The 16695-nt window shown below is 64.5% G+C and carries 23 protein-coding genes and 4 tRNA genes; 6 read left to right on the top strand and 21 right to left on the bottom strand.

The features are described from left to right. Positions 1-812 (top strand): carboxylate-amine ligase (locus tag AC5Y5Z_RS08425; protein WP_499924569.1); only part of this gene is annotated, 812 nt, incomplete at its 5' end. A 19-nt stretch (positions 813-831) separates the two neighbouring features. On the opposite strand, the gene AC5Y5Z_RS08420 is transcribed toward AC5Y5Z_RS08425, so the two are convergent. From AC5Y5Z_RS08420 to AC5Y5Z_RS08395, 6 genes are all read right to left on the bottom strand, one after another. After that, positions 832-1599, bottom strand: coding sequence for a sulfite exporter TauE/SafE family protein (locus tag AC5Y5Z_RS08420; protein WP_463827162.1), 768 nt, complete (start codon positions 1597-1599; stop codon positions 832-834). Positions 1600-1713: 114 nt separating this feature from the next. Beyond that, complete coding sequence (locus AC5Y5Z_RS08415) at positions 1714-2580, bottom strand: hypothetical protein (RefSeq protein ID WP_463826860.1); 867 nt, start codon at positions 2578-2580, stop codon at positions 1714-1716. 119 nt (positions 2581-2699) lie between these two features. After that, entirely contained in the window at positions 2700-3005 is a 306-nt protein-coding gene (locus AC5Y5Z_RS08410) for a hypothetical protein (RefSeq protein WP_499924567.1), read from the bottom strand. A gap of 2 nt (positions 3006-3007) precedes the next feature. Next, complete coding sequence (locus AC5Y5Z_RS08405; RefSeq protein ID WP_463826862.1) at positions 3008-3301, bottom strand: putative quinol monooxygenase; 294 nt, start codon at positions 3299-3301, stop codon at positions 3008-3010. A 112-nt stretch (positions 3302-3413) separates the two neighbouring features. After that, positions 3414-3806: a DUF805 domain-containing protein gene (locus tag AC5Y5Z_RS08400; protein ID WP_463826863.1), complete on the bottom strand. Its 393-nt coding sequence runs from the start codon at positions 3804-3806 to the stop codon at positions 3414-3416. 31 nt (positions 3807-3837) lie between these two features. Next, a tRNA-Val gene (locus tag AC5Y5Z_RS08395) sits at positions 3838-3909 on the bottom strand. Positions 3910-4078: 169 nt separating this feature from the next. Between AC5Y5Z_RS08395 and AC5Y5Z_RS08390 the strand changes: the two genes are divergently transcribed. The 5 genes from AC5Y5Z_RS08390 (at position 4079) to AC5Y5Z_RS08370 (ending at position 5684) form a co-directional block, all read left to right on the top strand. Beyond that, positions 4079-4151: transfer RNA gene (locus AC5Y5Z_RS08390), tRNA-Gly, on the top strand. Positions 4152-4178: 27 nt separating this feature from the next. Next, positions 4179-4249: transfer RNA gene (locus tag AC5Y5Z_RS08385), tRNA-Cys, on the top strand. Positions 4250-4265: 16 nt separating this feature from the next. After that, positions 4266-4340: transfer RNA gene (locus tag AC5Y5Z_RS08380), tRNA-Val, on the top strand. 334 nt (positions 4341-4674) lie between these two features. Then, positions 4675-4824, top strand: a complete 150-nt coding sequence (locus tag AC5Y5Z_RS08375; RefSeq protein WP_499924564.1) for a hypothetical protein — start codon at positions 4675-4677, stop codon at positions 4822-4824. Continuing rightward, a complete protein-coding gene (locus AC5Y5Z_RS08370) occupies positions 4821-5684 on the top strand; it encodes a zinc finger domain-containing protein (RefSeq protein ID WP_499924562.1) in 864 nt (287 codons plus the stop codon). Before AC5Y5Z_RS08375 ends, AC5Y5Z_RS08370 begins: the two co-directional genes overlap by 4 nt. A 137-nt stretch (positions 5685-5821) precedes the next feature. Here the strand turns inward: AC5Y5Z_RS08370 and AC5Y5Z_RS08365 are convergent, their stop codons facing one another. From AC5Y5Z_RS08365 to AC5Y5Z_RS08295, 15 genes are all read right to left on the bottom strand, one after another. Then, positions 5822-6217 carry a hypothetical protein gene (locus tag AC5Y5Z_RS08365; RefSeq protein ID WP_499924560.1) on the bottom strand — a complete coding sequence of 132 codons (396 nt, stop codon included), beginning with the start codon at positions 6215-6217 and terminating at the stop codon, positions 5822-5824. Further along, the gene (locus AC5Y5Z_RS08360) at positions 6217-6528 is read right to left on the bottom strand and encodes a hypothetical protein (RefSeq protein ID WP_499924558.1); all 312 of its coding nucleotides are present in this window, start codon (positions 6526-6528) and stop codon (positions 6217-6219) included. The genes AC5Y5Z_RS08365 and AC5Y5Z_RS08360 overlap by 1 nt, the downstream gene beginning before the upstream one ends. 193 nt (positions 6529-6721) lie before the next feature. Further along, positions 6722-10717, bottom strand: coding sequence for a transglycosylase family protein (locus AC5Y5Z_RS08355; protein ID WP_499924556.1), 3996 nt, complete (start codon positions 10715-10717; stop codon positions 6722-6724). A gap of 147 nt (positions 10718-10864) precedes the next feature. After that, entirely contained in the window at positions 10865-11056 is a 192-nt protein-coding gene (locus AC5Y5Z_RS08350; RefSeq protein ID WP_499924555.1) for a hypothetical protein, read from the bottom strand. 15 nt (positions 11057-11071) lie between these two features. After that, the gene (locus tag AC5Y5Z_RS08345; protein ID WP_499924554.1) at positions 11072-11944 is read right to left on the bottom strand and encodes a hypothetical protein; all 873 of its coding nucleotides are present in this window, start codon (positions 11942-11944) and stop codon (positions 11072-11074) included. Positions 11945-11958: 14 nt separating this feature from the next. Next, positions 11959-12123 (bottom strand): hypothetical protein, encoded by a 165-nt coding sequence (locus AC5Y5Z_RS08340; protein WP_499924552.1) that lies wholly within the window; start codon positions 12121-12123, stop codon positions 11959-11961. Positions 12124-12134: 11 nt separating this feature from the next. Beyond that, a complete protein-coding gene (locus AC5Y5Z_RS08335) occupies positions 12135-12428 on the bottom strand; it encodes a helix-turn-helix domain-containing protein (protein WP_499924550.1) in 294 nt (97 codons plus the stop codon). A 41-nt stretch (positions 12429-12469) separates the two neighbouring features. Next, positions 12470-12778, bottom strand: a complete 309-nt coding sequence (locus AC5Y5Z_RS08330) for a hypothetical protein (RefSeq protein ID WP_499924548.1) — start codon at positions 12776-12778, stop codon at positions 12470-12472. After that, on the bottom strand, positions 12778-13404 hold the full coding sequence (locus tag AC5Y5Z_RS08325) for a hypothetical protein (RefSeq protein WP_499924546.1): 627 nt from the start codon (positions 13402-13404) through the stop codon (positions 12778-12780). The genes AC5Y5Z_RS08330 and AC5Y5Z_RS08325 overlap by 1 nt, the downstream gene beginning before the upstream one ends. Positions 13405-13420: 16 nt before the next feature. Then, positions 13421-13600 (bottom strand): hypothetical protein, encoded by a 180-nt coding sequence (locus AC5Y5Z_RS08320; RefSeq protein WP_499924544.1) that lies wholly within the window; start codon positions 13598-13600, stop codon positions 13421-13423. Next, positions 13597-14136, bottom strand: a complete 540-nt coding sequence (locus AC5Y5Z_RS08315) for a hypothetical protein (RefSeq protein ID WP_499924543.1) — start codon at positions 14134-14136, stop codon at positions 13597-13599. The genes AC5Y5Z_RS08320 and AC5Y5Z_RS08315 overlap by 4 nt, the downstream gene beginning before the upstream one ends. Beyond that, entirely contained in the window at positions 14133-14423 is a 291-nt protein-coding gene (locus AC5Y5Z_RS08310) for a WhiB family transcriptional regulator (RefSeq protein WP_499924541.1), read from the bottom strand. The genes AC5Y5Z_RS08315 and AC5Y5Z_RS08310 overlap by 4 nt, the downstream gene beginning before the upstream one ends. After that, positions 14420-16162 carry an AICE element replication initiation protein gene (locus AC5Y5Z_RS08305; protein WP_499924538.1) on the bottom strand — a complete coding sequence of 581 codons (1743 nt, stop codon included), beginning with the start codon at positions 16160-16162 and terminating at the stop codon, positions 14420-14422. The genes AC5Y5Z_RS08310 and AC5Y5Z_RS08305 overlap by 4 nt, the downstream gene beginning before the upstream one ends. Then, positions 16162-16512: a hypothetical protein gene (locus tag AC5Y5Z_RS08300; protein ID WP_499924536.1), complete on the bottom strand. Its 351-nt coding sequence runs from the start codon at positions 16510-16512 to the stop codon at positions 16162-16164. The genes AC5Y5Z_RS08305 and AC5Y5Z_RS08300 overlap by 1 nt, the downstream gene beginning before the upstream one ends. Continuing rightward, positions 16513-16674 carry an excisionase family DNA-binding protein gene (locus tag AC5Y5Z_RS08295; RefSeq protein WP_499924602.1) on the bottom strand — a complete coding sequence of 54 codons (162 nt, stop codon included), beginning with the start codon at positions 16672-16674 and terminating at the stop codon, positions 16513-16515. It lies immediately after the preceding gene. Positions 16675-16695 lie beyond the last annotated feature (21 nt).

The following is a 16695-nucleotide window of genomic DNA, read 5'->3' as shown; positions in this document are numbered from 1 at the left end:
CGCACGATTTCCCGGTCACCGACACCCCGCGGTACAAGCAGATCGGTGAGCGGTTCGGGATGGTCGCACACGAGCAGGGCATCTGCGGCGCTCATGTGCATGTCGAGGTTCCCGATCGGGCGGCCGCCGTCCACGCGAGCAATTGGCTGCGGCCGTGGTTGCCGACACTGCTTGCGCTGTCAGCGAATTCGGCGGTGTACCGCAGTTGTGACACCGGCTATGCGAGCTGGCGCAGCGTGCTGTGGCGGCGTTGGCCGGTGGCGGGCGCTCCGCCGTATTTCGCCTCGCCCGACGAGTACGACCGCACCGTGCAGATGCTGGTCGACACCGGGGTGTTGCTGGATCAGGGCATGGTCTATTGGGACGTGCGCCCGTCTGCGGTGTTCCCGACGGTCGAGGTGCGGGTCGCCGACGTGCCGGCGACGGTTGACGAGACGGTGTTGCTGGCCACCCTGATCAGGGCCGCGGTGATCACCGCCGTCGACGAAGCACCGGCAGGTGCCGACCGGCTGCCCCCGGCGGTCTTGCGCGCCGCGTACTGGCAGGCCGCGCACGATGGACTGGCCGGCAACACGCTGGATCTGATCAGCGGCCGCGGCTCGGTACCGGCCCGCGAGCAGCTTTTTGCGCTGGTGCAGCGGGTACGCCCGGCGCTGGACGCACTCGGCGAGTACGTCCGGGTGGTCGAGGAAGTCGACCGAGTTGCCACGCAGGGCAACGGGGCGATGCGTCAGTTGCGGGCGTGGCGCGAGCGCGGCGAGGTGATGGACGTCATCGAAGCGGCTGCCGCGGCCACACTGTCGGCTCACTGACTGGGCTCACTGACTCGGCTCACAGGGAAAGCAGTCGGTACAACCCGATCAATCCCACCACAACGATGGTGGCGCGCAATGCATTCGGCGACAACCGTCGGCCGTACCGGGCTCCGACCAGCCCGCCGATCGACGAGCCCACTGCGATCACACCTGCCGCCGGCCAGCTGATGCGATCCCACGCCACCAACGTATAGCCAACGGCGGCAACAACATTCACCACCAGCGTGAGCAGGTTCTTGGCGGCGTTCATGCGCTGGACGGACTCCGGCAGCAATGCACCCATCATCCCGACCAACAGAATGCCCTGCGCGGCAGTGAAATACCCGCCGTAGACGCCGACCGCGAAGGTCCCCACCACAAGTGCGACCATCCGGGCGGAGGTGATCCGCTCGACCGAGCGGCCCTCCTGTTCGGCCCGCCGCCGCGCCCAGGATTGCAACCACGGCCCGAGCACCACCAGCACCAGAGCCAGCACCAGCAGCGCCGGCACGATCCGGGTGAACACCTGCTCGGGCAGATGCAGCAGCAGGTAGGCGCCCAGCACCCCGCCGGCCAGCGAAGCAGGAATCTGCCAGCGCAACCGATCCCACTGACCGCGTAACTCGGCGCGGTAACCCCAGGTGCTGGACACTCCCCCGGCCACCAGACCGACCGCGTTGGACATGGTGGCCGTGACCGGCGGATAGCCGAGGGCAACCAACGTCGGAAACGTGATCAGGGTGCCCGAGCCGACGAGCGCGTTGATCGCACCGGCCCCGAGTCCAGCCAGCCCGATCAGGAGCAGGTGGTGAACCGACACCCCGAGAACCCCGAAAGTCTAGTGACGACACCGAAATTCAGCGGGCGCCCGGGGGTTACCCGAGCACCCGCTGATCCGGTCTGACGGCGTAGCCCTGTGTTAGGAACCTAGGTAGGGAACGCCGGGCAGGTTGGGGATGTTGTGCCAGTTGGGCAGCGGGCCGCCCTGCTGGAACAGCTGCACCGCAGCGTCCTGCCCGTTCGCGTTGGCAACCCAGTCGCGGATGGTGAAGAACAGATCGGTGCTGGCCCGGGTGGCCAGTTGCGCGGCGACGTCGTACTCATTGAGGTTGGTGCCCGGGACGGGCGTACCACCGCGCGGGGTGTGCGGGCCGTCCTTGTTCAGCAGCGTGTGGCACTCCTGGAATCCCGGCGGCGGTCCGCCCGCAGGGCAACCCTCGAGGGGGAACTGCTGCGCGAAGTCGATGCTGTAGTAACCGGTGTGCAGGTCGGCCGGGAAGTCGGCCGGGTTGCAGACGGGGAAGATCGGCGGGGCGAGCCGGTCCAGCTGGCCGATGGCGATGTTGTCGTCGACCCAGTTGGAGTGGGAGTAGAAGTCCTGCAGGGTGTGCAGCAGGGCACCGAACGCGGCGCGGGCACCGGGCCCGTCAGCCTCGACGTTGCCGTTGAGCACCGATCCGCTCAGGATGATCGGCGAGAAGGTGTCCCAGGCGACTCGCGCTCGATTGCAGATGTCGGTGGGGTTGATCGAGTTGTCCAGGTGCCGGAACTCGTCGGTGGCGAAGGCATCGCTGCCCAGCGCGCCGCCGCCCGGCGGCGGCCCCACCAGGATCTGGTTGACCGCTAGCTGGCTGACCTGGTCAGCGGGAAGCGCGTTGCGCGTGATCGTCTCGTGGTACTTGACGTAGAACGCCTGAGCCGTCGGCGCGCCGAAGGATACGACGGCTGCGACGGCCGCCAGTATCGCGACGAGGACGCCCAACGGGTGCCTGCGGGTTAGCGTCATGAGAACTCCGTACTGGTAGGGACAGCTAATTGGGACCTAGAAGAACTCGGTGTCGTGCGCTTTCGTAGACGTTTCCTCATGAACCTTACGAAATCAATAAAGACCCGTCGATATCAGCATCAACGCATGCTTTCCGCGAGGTAGGGAAGCGTCGTAGTCCGGTAGGTCTCCACGGTGTCCGCGAGCAGTTCGGCGAACTTGGCCTGCAGGGTTGCCGTCGCGTCTCCAACCGGCTTGTCGCAGAAGCGGCACCGGGCCACGAACCGGGCGTGCTCGTCCTCACCGGGCCAGAATCGGCGTGGCCCCACCGTGGCTCCCGGGTCGTACTGAACGGCTTGATGCGCGCTCTCGCGCAGGATCCTTCCGACCGGATGTTGCTGTGGGCATTCGAGTTTCAGCGTGCCGATGCCTTCGGAGAAGCTCATTGCTAGATGTCGCTGGTGAGATACCGGGTCTTGACCGGGGGCGCGGCCAGCAACGGCGGAAGCTGCGTCAGCTTGCCTTCCCCGGCCCTGAACCGGCGGTAGGCCTCGTCGTGGTCCACCGATTCCCACACCTCGTAGATCAGCCAGTGCGCCTCGTCCTGCTCGTCGACCCACACGTCGGTCTGCAGGTTGCCGTCGAACGCGCGGGTGTCCTGCAGGGCCCGGCCCATCAGTTCTCGCCCGGCCGATACCTGATCGGGCTTGAATCGCAGCTCGAGAATCACCGTGACCGGCATCGTCGTCTCCTGTTCTGCCGCGGCGCGTGCGGTCAGGGGAATGGTACTTCGTGGGCACTGGCCAGCGGTCGCACCGAATGCCTTACCCGGACTCCGGGCGGCGGGGCGGTAGCTATGCCGGCGCGCCGTACTGCTCGTTGGGCAGGCCAGGCGTCGCGGCCAGCGGATCCGGACCGAAGCGATTCGGCCCCTCGGTGCCCCTCGCGACAACCCAGACCAGCAGCGCGATGGCCCCGATGACCGGGATGAGGCTGAGCAGCACCCACCAGCCCGAGGCGTCCACGTCGTGCAGGCGTCGGACACTGACGGCCAGGCTCGGGATCGCGGTGAGGAGGTTGAATATGACCGAGACGATCTGCGTGTCCATGCTGGCGTCGACCAGGGTGGACGCGATGCCGCCCAGGACGGTGAAGAGGACCCAGTACCAGAACTCGGACCGGCAGGCGCGACCGCTGAAGGTGACGTACTTGGTGAACCCGGTCGCGACGGCCTGCCCGAAGCCCATCTCATCTCCCCCGGATCGGGATGCGTACTTGTGGTCCCGGCTGGGATCGAACCAGCGACCTTCCGCGTGTGAAGCGGACGCTCTTCCACTGAGCCACGGGACCGGCGCCGAGAGGCGAACGACGTCGAAGATTATCACGATCCGCTGAGCGGACGTGCGGCGCGAACCGTCCACCCCCGGATTGGACACGCTCGGTACCAAGGAATTTGTGTGCGCTCGCGCACTGGACTATCGTCGTGCTTCGCACCGAGCGACGATCTCGCTCGTTGCGCGCGGATGTAGCGCAGTTGGTAGCGCATCACCTTGCCAAGGTGAGGGTCGCGGGTTCGAATCCCGTCATCCGCTCGAAGGTGCAAATGGCATCAATCCAGCGGTGGAGTGGCCGAGTGGTGAGGCAACGGCCTGCAAAGCCGTGCACACGGGTTCGATTCCCGTCTCCACCTCCGACTTTTGACCCCAGCGCGATTAGCTCAGCGGGAGAGCGCTTCCCTGACACGGAAGAGGTCACTGGTTCAATCCCAGTATCGCGCACCAGGATTCACCTGCACATTCATCCAAAATCTCAGACTGGATGAACTACATGTGAACTGGTGACAGCAGCACGCTAGCAACCCCGACAGACGGGAGCTAGCCGCAATTGCCACCTTCATCAGCTGACCTTCATCGTGAAGGCCGCCCGCGCGCACCGCCATGCGGGATCGAGGTCGGGGACATCGTGTCCCTGACCTTTTGTCGTCTTTGCTTTGTGCGGTAGCCGAACTACCTCGCAAATGACTGAAGGCGGCTCCCTGGCAGGGGAACCGCCTTCAAGGAACTCTCAGCCCTTACTCAAGGGGCTTCAAACTCTCAGCAACAGGAGCTTACTTCAGTGCGCACGAAAACAGAAGACCACCCAATCGACTACGAACTGGCCGACGAGCATCGGCCGATCAGCTACGCCATCAGCTCTGACGGCACCGGTGGCTGGGCAGATCGTTCAAATTTGAACGATTTCCGCGGCTTGGAGCGGGACCAGTGACCGATCACGCCGCCCTGACCCACCGTTGCCCGTTCTGCGGGGCAGACCCCGGCACACCATGCGTGACCCGCAACGGGAACCAGGAGCTGAAATGGCCACACTCGCGGCGGGTCCGTATCGACAGGCCCCCAGTACAGCCAGTACAGCCGCGCTCGGCGTTGTGCTGCGAGTGCGGGCAGCTGCGGACCGTCAGCAACAACTATTACTTCGACCGCAACGACGAGAACCGCGAAATCGGGGGGTTCGGTGACGATCCGCGCGGCTGGCTCGCCACCGGCACGCTGAAATGCGCGCCGTGCGGCCGGCGGACTCGGCACGCACTGCTGCGCGCCCCGGACCGGTACGCCGACTACGTCGAGAAGTACCAACGGTATGTGCTCGGCGGCGAATGGGAAGACCGATATCCGCCCGACCGCGAAAAGCTGCGCGAGCGGTACTTCAAGCAGTTCCCCCGCAACCCCCAGTTGAAGCATTGGTTCAACCGGGGCGAGGCCACCGAGGCGCGGGCCCGGGGCGAAACACACATGCAGGCGATCTGCGGCGCAACCACCCCCATCCCGCGCGGATTCAAGGAAGGGCCAGTGGAGAGCAGCGCCGAGCCCCCCGATCGCATCGACTGGGACACCGAGTTCGAAGACCACGAGACGGGTTTGTGGTGGGTCGACATGGATTGCGTGAACTGCCTCCGGGTCTCCAACGAGCGGCGAACAGCGAAGGCGCGCGACCACCTTGCCGGGTTGATCCTCTGGTATTACAGGAATGCTGACCAGCTGACCGCTGTCGAAATCGACGGGTTACGAACGGTTCTCAGCGAGGCGGCAAGTCAGGTGTGGCAGCGAATGAAGTCACTCAGCGACTAAGTTGACGAAGAGCAGTGGGGGGGTCGGATTTCAGATCTGACCCCCCCACTGCTCTTCGCGATCAAGGCGAGACAACTCGTAGAGAGCGCCTACCGATCTCGGCAAATCATTCCAACTGGAATGATTTTCTGGCACCTTCAACGCTGCCGCTTTACCGGCACCATCATGTCGTTGGCATGCACCATGAGCACCACCCACTTGCCGTGCTCGCCCTGCATTTCCTCGATTGCCTCCCGCAACCCGGGCAGATCCTCACCCAGCTGCGGGAACATGGGACTGCCAAGGTGATGGCACCACCCGGGTAGCTGGATCGGCTGGCCCTGTTCCACCGCGGCCGCCAGCCGGGAGTGCCGCAGCAGATGCTCCGGGCACGGCTCACCACGCCTACCCCCATCGGTCCGCGACCACCGCGGATCCGGCCGCGGCACCCGCTCATACTCCACGATCCGCTGATACAGACCCGGCACCCGAACTCCGGGCCCGCAGACACCACCGCCCGGGCCGGCGGCGTCGTCATCGCTGAACCACGGCATCAGGAACCCATTCCCCACCGGGTATTCGCGGCGTGCTGCGCCTTGCGGCTCTTCTGCGACTGCACCGCCGGCATGTCCACCTTCACCTGCCGCAGCATCCGACTGATCGACGCCTCGAGCAACCGAATCTCGGTCGAGATCTTCAACTTCTCCTTGACAGTCTCGGCCTTGCTGTAAAGCCGTTTCAGGCCCGCTTTCCGGTCCATTTCGTCCACAATCATGGCCACATTCGCCGCCTCCGGAGGAGTAAAAGACACCTTCCGGCCATGACGGCTCGACGCCGCCGCAAGATAAACATCCAACTCCGCCAACAACTTTCGCGCCTCAACCGACCTAGCCACGGTTCAGAACCCCTTCCCCACCGCGAAAACGGTGCGTTTTATGCGTGCAGCCAGAGGATTTAGCAGTACCGAAGCGGCGTCCCGCCCCAGGGGCACCGGGCCCCTTGCCCCCCTTTGCGGGTGCCGTGGTCACCAGGACAGTGGCGGTGTGCGCGGGGCATGTCTAGACGCTGATTCCTCCGGCTGCTCCGCCGCCTATCATGGCGTGGGCGCGCTGCAGGTTGAGGCTGCTGGACATGACGTTGTGCATCATGCCTTCGAGGTCTTTGTTTCCCATTGGGTTGTTGACGGTGACGCTGAAGTCCTGGGTCTGGTTTCCTGCGGGTGCGGGGTTTGCGACCTTGCCCAGGCCAAGCGTGCCGGGGGTGCCGAGGGGGCCGCTCGTTCCGGCCGGGCCGGGGACGCCGGGGTTGATGCCGTCGGCGACGTGGGGTTGGTTGCCGACGCCTACTGGCCCGTAGGGCTGGGGAGTGAAGCCGTCGAGGCCGCCGTTGGCTGCGCCGAGTGCGCCGCCGAGGAGCCCTTGAAGCAGTCCGCTGAACATGTCACCGCTACTAGCTCCGCCGTCACCCGCGACTCCGCCGCCGGCGGCGTAGGCGGACGCCGGGAGCCCACCACCTTTACCGCCACCGGTCAGCATCGACATCAAACCTTTGAAGCCTGCGAATAGCGGTGTGCCCAAGGGGTTTTTGAGGACTGACCCGTCGATCCCGAAGATTTCGAGGAACCCGCCCAGGATGTCCTGGCCGAGCTGCTGCCCGCCACTGGATGCCGGGGACACGTACAGCGGTGAGCCTTGCGTACCGAGCGGCATGGTTCCATTCGCTGAAAGCCCGTATGGCGCAGCGATTGTCGGCTGCTGCAGCGACGGATAGTAGCCGGGGGTTGACAATCCGCCCTGACCGCCGGTCATCGCGGCGATGAGGGCCTGCCCCATCTGATCGGTGACCGCCAAGTGGACGTGGTCGCCGTGATATCCGGCTTGCTGGGTGTTGTAGACCGAGCCGGGCATGTCGATCGCGGGACCGAGCTTGCCGGACTTGACGTTCTGCGTGATTCCCGGCCCTTGGAAGATCAGTTCTTCAATGTTCGGGGCGAACTGCAATAGATACTTCGCGATAGCCGCCAGCTGCTGCGGATCGTCACCCGGGGCGCCGATGTCAATAGCTTGGCCGCGGGGGTGCCAACCCTTGTCCACTCCGTGGTCATCTTTGCCTGCGTTGAGCTTGACGTTGGGGAACAGCTGCTGCAGTTGGGCGAGCACGTAGGCCAGTTGCGGGTGCGCCCCACGCACATTCGGCAACGCGCCGGGCACGGTCGTCGGCGCGGCGGGAACAGCGGCCGCGCCGGGCACCGCGGGGACCGCGGCAGCACCAGGGACCGTCGCAGCGTTCGGCTGCGCAAACCATGTCCCTGGCGGTGGTTTCGCAGGAACCAAAGGCCACGACGAACCCACCCCATGCTGCCCAGGTAGGCCTGGCATAGTGCTGGCGTTCAGCTTCCCGAAGTTCTGCGGCCACAACGATTGCGGCCCACCGCGGGCCTTGATCGCATTCATTCCCGCTTGGATCTGCTCGTCCCGCGTGGCCAGGTCCGCGCGGGCGGGCGCGCCGGGCGGCTTGTACGCGTCCCACGTCGGCTGGTCGAACTGCAAACCACCGAAGAAACCATTACCGGTGTTGATGTGCCAATTCCCGCCAGCCTCGGCATTGGCCAGGGCATCCCAATTCAACCCCCCGGTATCCACGCCCGGTGCGCCCGGAACACCAGCCGGCGCCGACGGCGAAGGTGTCGGCACCCCACCCGCCGGGGCGCCCGGGGCGGCCTGGGTTGCGCCTGGCATGTGGAATCCGAACCCCGGCATCCCCTTCAGAAAATCCGCGACCTTATCCAAACCCAGGTCTTTGATCGCATCCTTGATCATCTTGAAAATCGGCTTCATAAAATTCCAGGCATCGTCCAGATAGCCTTTAATCGAGCCGAACGTTGTGCGGAAAGCATCCGCCAGGAAATGCAAACCACCGATCAGCGGCTTGATCGCCATCTCCAACAACTGCGTGAACATGGTGGTGATCTGCACCTGAATCGGCAACAGCAGCTTCAACACCTCAACCAGACCCGGCACGGTGGAGACCGCCAACTCCATCAACGCCGGAAGCAGCGGCTCCAACACCGACCAGAACTGCAGCATCGCCCCCACTAGCGGACCCACCTGCGGAGTGAGCTGCTGCACCGCCGGAATCATCGCGTTGATGAAGATCTGCGCGGTCTGCGCCAACGTCCCACCGAGCTGCTGCAACACCGGCTGGAACGCCCCGATGACCGTGTTCATCAGTGGCCCTAATGCCTGCAACCACTGGGTCATCGCTGGCGCCAACGCAGTGACGATGGTTGTCGCGAGTTGACTCAGCAGCGTCAGCATCGGGCCTATCCAATTGGTGATCCACGCCCCGAACAGGGATGCCAAAGGGGCGATCGCCGGCTGCAACGCCGTCAGAATCTGCCCCAGAGCGCCCAGCGTCGCCGTCCCGATGGGCGCCAAATCACCCAGCATCGTCATCAACGGACCCAGCATGTCCGTCAACTGCCCTAACGCGGCCAAACCGGTTTGGATCCACGTCGCGAACTGCGGCGAATTCGCGAACTGCGAGAACATCGTCGCAATCCGCCCGATAATCTCCCCCAGCTGCGGCAGAAAATTCGAACCCGTGACGGTCATCTGGAAGAACGCCTGCGTCAGCGTGTCAATGACGGGCCGGAACAGCCGGAACGACTCCGTCAAATTGTTCAGCAGCTGCTGCATCCCCGCCTGCGTCGCGGGCTGCTGCATAAACGCCATGAATCCCGACGCAACCTGGTTCACCAGCCCGGCCATCGTGGTCAGCGACCCCTGCAGCATCGGCATATACACTCCTGCGAGCTGCTGGAACTGCGGCGCGAGCCCCGTGAACAACGCGTCCTGCACGCTCTTCTTGAATTCCTCGAACTGCGGCTTCATCCCCACCAGCGTCGTGAGGAACTGACCGGCGGCCGGCGACAACTTCCCCATCGCCTGGGTAAACGCATCCACGTTCGACGACGCCTTCGACGCATCAGCCACACCCTGCTGCGCCGCAGCAACCGCCTCCTGCGCCTTCACCAACCGCTGGTTGGCCGCCACCACCTGATCGGACTGATCGACACCCTTCGCGTTCGCCTCAGTCGCCTTCTGCTGCAACTGCACATTCCGCTCGTGGGCTTCCAGAACCCGCTGATCGGCCTGCTCCACCCGCAGCTGCGCTTCCTCATACTCGATCGAGTCCTTGTAGCGGCCGGTCGCCAAATCCCGGCGCGCGGCCTGGGCCGCCAGAATGGCGGACTTCTCGTCCAGCACACCGCCGCGCAGCTGAATGTTCAAGTCCTCCAACTGCTGTCGAGCATCGCGGCGCGCGTTCGCCACATCCTTCTGCGCGTTAGCTTCCTCAACCACCGCATCGTGCAGCGACCGCTGCGCCGACGCCATCGCCTTCGTCTTAGACTCCTGATCCTTAGTCGCTGAGTCCGCGGCCTTCCCCGCCGCATCCCACGCTTCCTTCACCCCATCCAAACCGACAACCAGGCTCCCCAGCAGCGTGCCCGCCCCCGCCAAACCCGCCGGGGCGAGCCCCACCACCCCCGACAGCGCCGACGCCACACCCGCCAACGAGCCGATCAAAATCGGCATCATCGTCCCGGCTATCGAACTACCCAGCACCGAACCGATCTGCGAACCCTGCTGCCCGGCAGACGAAGCCATCTGCGACGCACCCTGATTGAACGTCTGAACCATATGCACGTTCATCTGGTTGAAGATCTGCGAGCTGAAATTGTTGCCCAACCCGTGCAACGACAGCCCCGATAACGCAGACGACAGCTCCGCCTTCAGCTTGTCCTTATCGACCTGGACGTGAACCGTCATGTGCCGGTCACGGGTCAACGCATCGATCTCAGCCTTAGCCTTCGCGGTATCAGCCTGGACATTGACCTTGATGTCGCCGATCGAACGTTGAATCTCGTTACCCCAACGCCGTCCCGCCTCCGCGACCTTCGGATCCGCCTCACGCAGGCCCCGAACAATGCCGTCGGCTAAACGCGCGGTGCTCGGCATCACTTCGACGTATAAATCTGCGATTGACGGCACGTGAATTATCCTCTCGCCGTTGATTGTTCGCGGCGGCGGACAGCGCAGCTAACGACTAGGGCTTGACTAAGGAAGAGCCCGTCATGATCGCGCTTACCCGGCGAAAGGTCCCGGCCTTGACGCTGTGCGCCGCCGCAAGCCATCGGGTTACCCGCCTTCCAGCGTGATCAGCCGCGTTTCGAGTTCATAGACCGCGGCGAACAGGGCCGCGACCGCAGACGCTGACGCGACCGGGTTGCCGCTGTGCGGACTCCATGTGTCCCGGATCGACCGTGTGAGCGGCGGCAAATCTTCTGCGTCGCTGTCGAATAACTCCTGACCAGTCTTGATCGGTGGCATCGAGGAAACTCCCTTTTATCGGATCGGTTTGACGGTGGGCGGCTTGCCGCCTATTTGAGGGATGATGCGGCCGAACGTTTGGCGCGGCCGGCTGCCCGTCTGTATCGGCCCGGGCGGCATCGGGTTTGCACGGCTCTGCCGCTCGGCCCAGAGTTGGTTTAGTTGCCGCTCTGTCGGAATCCACGGCTGCGCGCGGCTGGTGGCTAGCCACAGCAGCAGTCGCGCCGGATCGGCGGGCCAGGGCTCGTAGCGGTGCTGGGCGCCGTTGGCATTGACGTGCTGCATCGCGCCGCGGCCGGTGCGCCACTCAGGCCACAAGTCGTCGAGGTTGCGGATATACAGATCCGAGGCGTGGTCCTCACCACCTGACGCCGGCCGGGCCTTGATGACCAAGTCTTGGCTCGTGCGCGCGATCTGGAAGCTACGCAGGGTTGTGTAGTCGTCGACCAGCTGCAGCAGGCGCTTCCACTGCGGCCCGCGGTCCGCAGCAATGGCCTTGTCCGCGCTGCGCACCCCGCCGAGTTCGTCGGCGAGCTCCACCACCTCATCCATGAGGGCCTCGAGCTCGGAGTGCAGCGCGGCCAGCACCCGGGAGTTGACGGACGCCACCGCGGCCCGGGCTTGCCCCTCGGCAGCGGAAACGAACTCGGTCAGGACCGCGGCGCGCCGCTTGTGCCGATCCTCAGCATCCTTCCGGTCGATCAGCGCATCGATCCACTCTTCGCGGATCTCGCCGGAAGCGAACGGATCCAGCTGCTGGGCCTTCACGGCCGCGGGGCTGGCCGGCGGCGAGGCGATCAGGTTCCGCGCCTGAGCGATCAGCTTCTCTGCGGCGTGGTAGTCGGGGGGCAACAGATCCTGTTCGATCGCGTTGAGTCGCTCGCTCATCGTGGCCATGTCAGTCAGTTGGCCCGCTTGCCGAATCGCTTTTCCGCCGCGGCGCGGCCGACGGCCCCGGGGGAGCTGTCCCCGGTGACTTCGGTGAGGAAAGCGTCGCGTTCGTCTTCAGGGAGCTCGCTGAGCCACGCCTTGAAGGCGTCGCCCAACACTCGGTCGGTTTCGCTCATGCTGCCTTCGCTCATGCTGTCTTCGCTTTCGCGTAGTCGGTCACGGTGCGGCGGCTGAATACCCAACGGCGGCCAATGTTTTGGCCGTTGAGGTCCGATGCTGCGATGCGCCGGACGTGGCGGGTACTGCAGTCGAGGATTTCGGCGGCCTGGTCGCTGTTGATCGGGTCGTCCTGGTCCTGACCTAATGGTGGCGCAACCGTCGCGATCGGATGTCCGTGCGCGGACACGTATCTCAGAAGGTTGCGGACGCGGTCTGGGATCGGCTGACCGTACCGCTGCCGATTCAGCACCGCCTCGGTCACCAAATCCCTGATCAGCCTGGCCTGGCTGTCACTGACCTGCATCACGTCACCTCGTCCACGACAGCCCACATTTGGCCGGCGGCTTCGTTGACGTCGACACGCGCGCCCCAGTCCCGGACCGCCAAGAACGCCAACACCGCGCTGGCCGCATTCGAGCCGATCGCGTCCCGGGCGTGCCGCGACCGCTTCATCCCCCTGCGTTTGAACTCCGTCGGCAACCGATCCACGCCCGACGCCGGATCCCAACTCTCCAGCAGATGCTCACGGGAAACCCCGACCAGCAGCGCGGCCCCGTCTGCGGTCAGCCGTGTTGCCCCGTTGACGAACTCACACAACAGGATCCGGTTCATCACGGCTGGTCGCTTTCGGGGTCCAGTGCGGTGGCGCCGATGTCGTAGCCGTCGACTGGCTTGACGCCGGCCGCGGCAGCATCGTCGTTGGCGGCGCGCAGTTTCGCGACGCGATCGCTCCACGCCTTCGCTCTCGCTTCAGCCAGGGTCACCCGCAGGTCGTAGTTGGACCCGCTCAGTTCGATCTCGGCGAGGAGCTGCGGCACCACGAGCGTGGCGCAGATCGAGAGCGCCGACATGGCGATGAGGAACATCTGCCCGGGGTCACCGCCGACCATGTTGAAGTAGCGGGACCGAACTTCGTCAATGCGGTCCGGGTCGTCGCCGCAATCGAGCATGTCGAAACAGAGTCTCGCGCCGTACATTTCCTTCGCGGTGAAGTTCGGCAGCGTCACTGCGTCACCGTTGCGCTGGCCGGCGCTGTCGCACAGCGGAACTGCCGCCACGTGCTCTTCCCAGGGTTCCTCGATCACCGCCCAGCCTCGGGCCTCTTCAGCATCCGAGCGGGCCTTCGCCAAACGCTCAGGCTGAGTTTCCTTCGCGCGCTCCATCTCATCGATCCGCCGCCGCAACAGGTCGGTTGCAGAGGCCACGATCTGGTCATCGTTGTTGGTGGGATTGGTCATGATCGGATGCCTTTCCTTAACAGGTGTGTTTGGGTGCGCGGGCGCGGCTGCGCGACGCGGCGTCTTGCCGCCGTTCGGCCGACGAGCGGACCGCCGGCTGCGTGACCGGCCGATCGGGTTGGTTGGCGGTGCGCAAGACGTAGCGGGCGGTGAGGCCGAACTTCAGCGACACCAAAGGGTCAGTGCGAGTCGTCATGCGGGCTGCCCTTTGGTGTTTGCTGAGCAGGTGTCTCGGTGGCCTTGCGTCGCTATGTGGAAGCTGCATTCATCGCAGCGCCCTTCACCGCGGATGCGTGGAATCCGCGGATTGAAACCGGCGAGTCCCGAAGGTGGCAAGTTTCCCGAAGGTGGCGAAGGTGGCACAGTTTGTGACATGCCACCTTGGTTGCCACCTTCGTCGGCCGGGTGAAGGTGGCGGCCTAGGGGTGTATTGCCACCTTCGCCACCTTCGCCACCTTCGGTGCCACCTTCGAAGGGGTTGCCACCTTCGTAGGCGATCGCCCAGACCCACCCTTCGGACAGCCCGCTAGCCTTCCGGGACTCGATTCGCGGGGCTCGGTGCCGGCCAGCGCGCAGCCATTCGGGCGGGAAGGTGGAATATCCGCCGATGGTGTCTCTGCGCTGCTGCGCCTCAATCAACTGCTCGTCGACGCCGAGCAGCAGCGACAGCGCGGTGCAGTCGATCATCGGTTCGCCGTTGATGACTTTCACGGTCAGGGTGAGGGTGGTCATTCTGGTGTGGTTCCTTTCGGTTGGAGTCGTTTCAGTTCTGAGGGGTGGCTGACCCAGGGCCGGAGTTGGCCGGCTAGGACGCCGTTGGCTTGGTTGTGGCGCAGGGTGTCGGCCCACGCAGCGCATGGCTGACGGTCGGGGCAGCGGCGGCAGATCTCGATCGCGCGGGTTGCGGTCTGCTCGTCGTCGCCGTCGAACAAGCCGGGACGGCCACGACACAACGCGTCGGGGAGCCGCGGTGTCCCACGAAGAATCGCCGCCGCTAGATCAACCCACGGCGCGCTCATGATCCCTGCCCTTGCTGCGAGAGCCGACATTCGGCACAGAGACCGGTCTGGTTGGTAGGCGAAAGTTCGGCGCCACACGCGCACAATGTGAGAGCATCCAGAGATTGCCCGGCTTCTTCCCTCGCCTGCCTCGCTGTCTCGTTTTCGCTGCTCAGCGGTACAAAATCTGGCGAGGTAGAGCTGCGGAGAGGAAATTTGCCTACCTCGCCTAACTCGCCTTGCCTCGCCTGACTCGCCACTGGATAGCCGTTGACCTGCGAAGGCGAGTTAGGCGAGGGTGGCGAGGTATCTTCTGGGTGCTTCTCAGGAGGCGTGAGTTTCCAGAGCGTCACGTTGCGCTTGTTGCGGCCACCGTCGTTCTCCACCACCCACCCTTGTGTCCGGAGCGCGGGGGCGTGACGGGTCAATAATCCGGTGACGGTCCGGGCGCGTTTGGGCCACTCCCGCGGCCGCCTCCACTCAGAATCTTTGCTTGATTCCAGTAGGCGGAGCAGATCCGCGGACGAGTGATCATCGACGGACTGGTTGCGGTCTATCAACGCTGCGATAAACGGGTCTCCGAGGGTGTCGGCGGCGACACGTCGCATCCGTTCCCGATACCGGGTCAGCCCATCCGTGTGGTGAATTTCGTCAACCGCCTGAAGGACACGCCCGAAGTCAGCCATACGTGGCAGATCATCCATCCGTACCGCAGGCAGCCGCTGATGCACTTTGGCGGCCAAATCAAGCAAACCGGTAAACACCCTGCGCCGGTTGTCTTCCCAGGCACCAGCTAGGTCTTCCTCGGTGCGCCGACGCCGAGACGATATTCGACCCAGATCTACCGCGGCGATCCGCTCCCCAAGGTCGCCCTGGTCGATCGAGAGGTCGACCCCGTTGACGATCAGGCACCGCCTGAACTTCAGAACGGCGACGTCGGCGTCGGTGTAGAGAGCTCGGCGGACATCACCGTCCCCCGTTGATGCTCTGCACAGTGAGTCGGACAGCCATTGCTGCGGAGTTCCGCTCAGATTGTCCAGTGCGACAACCCAGCTGGCTGCTGCGGCTGTGACCCAGCTATCGGGGTCTCGGGGGGGCTTCCGCAACGGCACCGGTGAGGGGTCGATCAGATCTACCAGGGTGCGGGTCACCGAGGATTTCGCGCTGCCCTGCTCGGCCATCAAAGCCAAGATCGGGTGCGGCGCATCGGGTGTGATCCAGGCGGCGACCAGGTAGGCCAGAACGATTGGGCGGTCCGCCTCGTCGATAGGGACGAACTGCCACAGACGGTCCAAGTCACCATTTCCCTGATGGGGCAATGGCATTCGATCTGTCAATTTCGTGCGTCTGAACATCACCGGAGCGGTAGCGACGATCTTCCAACTGCCGTCGCTGATCTCAATGATGCGGCCTGTGCTGTCCCCCAAGTCGAGGTAAACGGCACCGCTCCGCGCTTGTGCGACCCGTAAGTGCAGTTGCACTCGATCCTGTTGAGCCGACCGGCCTTCGAGGACCATGCACGCATCGGCTAGAGCCTGCTGTGAGGCCACTGCGTTGTGGATCTCGAAAAATCTGCGGGAAAGTTCAGCTCGAAGGCCGGTGCGGCCACCGCGGAGCGGGAGAGCGATATGCGGTTGTACCGCAAGCGTTCCGAACGGTTCTTCCTGGTCGGACATGCCCAGCTTGTACTGGGACAGTGCAAGATCCACTAGCTGAGCCGACTGCGACCTCCGAGGCTTCTTGTCATCAGAATCGGTCATCACTCGCCGCTCCGATTGACGATCGCAGTGAGTTTGGCCTGGGCTGTCTCACCGAGATGTTCGCCGAATTCACGTAAGACATAGCGCAATGCAGCCGCATAGCCTTGGCGGTACCCCGACGCCACCAAACCTGTTGAGCCAGGATGGAACCGGCGCCCCGGAAAGACAGGGTCTGGATTTTCGCGACCGTCCAGCCTGACTGCCGCCTCGCGCCGGCGACGCAAGTCGGCAAGAAGATCGGTGCCGTGACTGGTATTCTTGCTGGTATCGACGTGGCGGTCGTGGTGAGTGCCGGTTCTTTCGGGAGCCGGCATATCGCTTTCAGGCGGACCATTCCGCTGCTGAGTCATTTACCTCTCCCAGCCTGCGAACGGCTCGAAAGCAGCGTCTACTTCGTTGAGGTCGACTCGGATGACGCGGGAGTTGATCCGGTACCCGGTGATTTTGCCGGAGGCGACCCACCCGCGGAGTGTGCGCAGACGTACACCGGCGTATTCCGCCGCTTGCTGCATTGAGGCCCAACGTCTTTGAGC

It is taken from the genome of Mycobacterium sp. NGS29, assembly GCF_059812965.1.
The sequence above is the reverse complement of the archived record's forward strand: the minus strand, read 5'-3'. Positions and strand labels throughout refer to the sequence as shown.

What these genes read in the sequence shown, in the direction of transcription:
- AC5Y5Z_RS08415 (WP_463826860.1), bottom strand. Translation starts at nt 2,580, where the DNA reads ATGACGCTAACCCGCAGGCACCCGTTGGGCGTCCTCGTCGCGATACTG.
- AC5Y5Z_RS08410 (WP_499924567.1), bottom strand. Translation starts at nt 3,005, where the DNA reads ATGAGCTTCTCCGAAGGCATCGGCACGCTGAAACTCGAATGCCCACAG.
- AC5Y5Z_RS08405 (WP_463826862.1), bottom strand. Translation starts at nt 3,301, where the DNA reads ATGCCGGTCACGGTGATTCTCGAGCTGCGATTCAAGCCCGATCAGGTA.
- AC5Y5Z_RS08400 (WP_463826863.1), bottom strand. Translation starts at nt 3,806, where the DNA reads ATGGGCTTCGGGCAGGCCGTCGCGACCGGGTTCACCAAGTACGTCACC.
- AC5Y5Z_RS08365 (WP_499924560.1), bottom strand. Translation starts at nt 6,217, where the DNA reads ATGCCGTGGTTCAGCGATGACGACGCCGCCGGCCCGGGCGGTGGTGTC.
- AC5Y5Z_RS08350 (WP_499924555.1), bottom strand. Translation starts at nt 11,056, where the DNA reads ATGCCACCGATCAAGACTGGTCAGGAGTTATTCGACAGCGACGCAGAA.
- AC5Y5Z_RS08345 (WP_499924554.1), bottom strand. Translation starts at nt 11,944, where the DNA reads ATGAGCGAGCGACTCAACGCGATCGAACAGGATCTGTTGCCCCCCGAC.
- AC5Y5Z_RS08340 (WP_499924552.1), bottom strand. Translation starts at nt 12,123, where the DNA reads ATGAGCGAAACCGACCGAGTGTTGGGCGACGCCTTCAAGGCGTGGCTC.
- AC5Y5Z_RS08330 (WP_499924548.1), bottom strand. Translation starts at nt 12,778, where the DNA reads ATGAACCGGATCCTGTTGTGTGAGTTCGTCAACGGGGCAACACGGCTG.
- AC5Y5Z_RS08325 (WP_499924546.1), bottom strand. Translation starts at nt 13,404, where the DNA reads ATGACCAATCCCACCAACAACGATGACCAGATCGTGGCCTCTGCAACC.
- AC5Y5Z_RS08320 (WP_499924544.1), bottom strand. Translation starts at nt 13,600, where the DNA reads ATGACGACTCGCACTGACCCTTTGGTGTCGCTGAAGTTCGGCCTCACC.
- AC5Y5Z_RS08315 (WP_499924543.1), bottom strand. Translation starts at nt 14,136, where the DNA reads ATGACCACCCTCACCCTGACCGTGAAAGTCATCAACGGCGAACCGATG.
- AC5Y5Z_RS08310 (WP_499924541.1), bottom strand. Translation starts at nt 14,423, where the DNA reads ATGAGCGCGCCGTGGGTTGATCTAGCGGCGGCGATTCTTCGTGGGACA.
- AC5Y5Z_RS08305 (WP_499924538.1), bottom strand. Translation starts at nt 16,162, where the DNA reads ATGACCGATTCTGATGACAAGAAGCCTCGGAGGTCGCAGTCGGCTCAG.
- AC5Y5Z_RS08300 (WP_499924536.1), bottom strand. Translation starts at nt 16,512, where the DNA reads ATGACTCAGCAGCGGAATGGTCCGCCTGAAAGCGATATGCCGGCTCCC.
- AC5Y5Z_RS08295 (WP_499924602.1), bottom strand. Translation starts at nt 16,674, where the DNA reads ATGCAGCAAGCGGCGGAATACGCCGGTGTACGTCTGCGCACACTCCGC.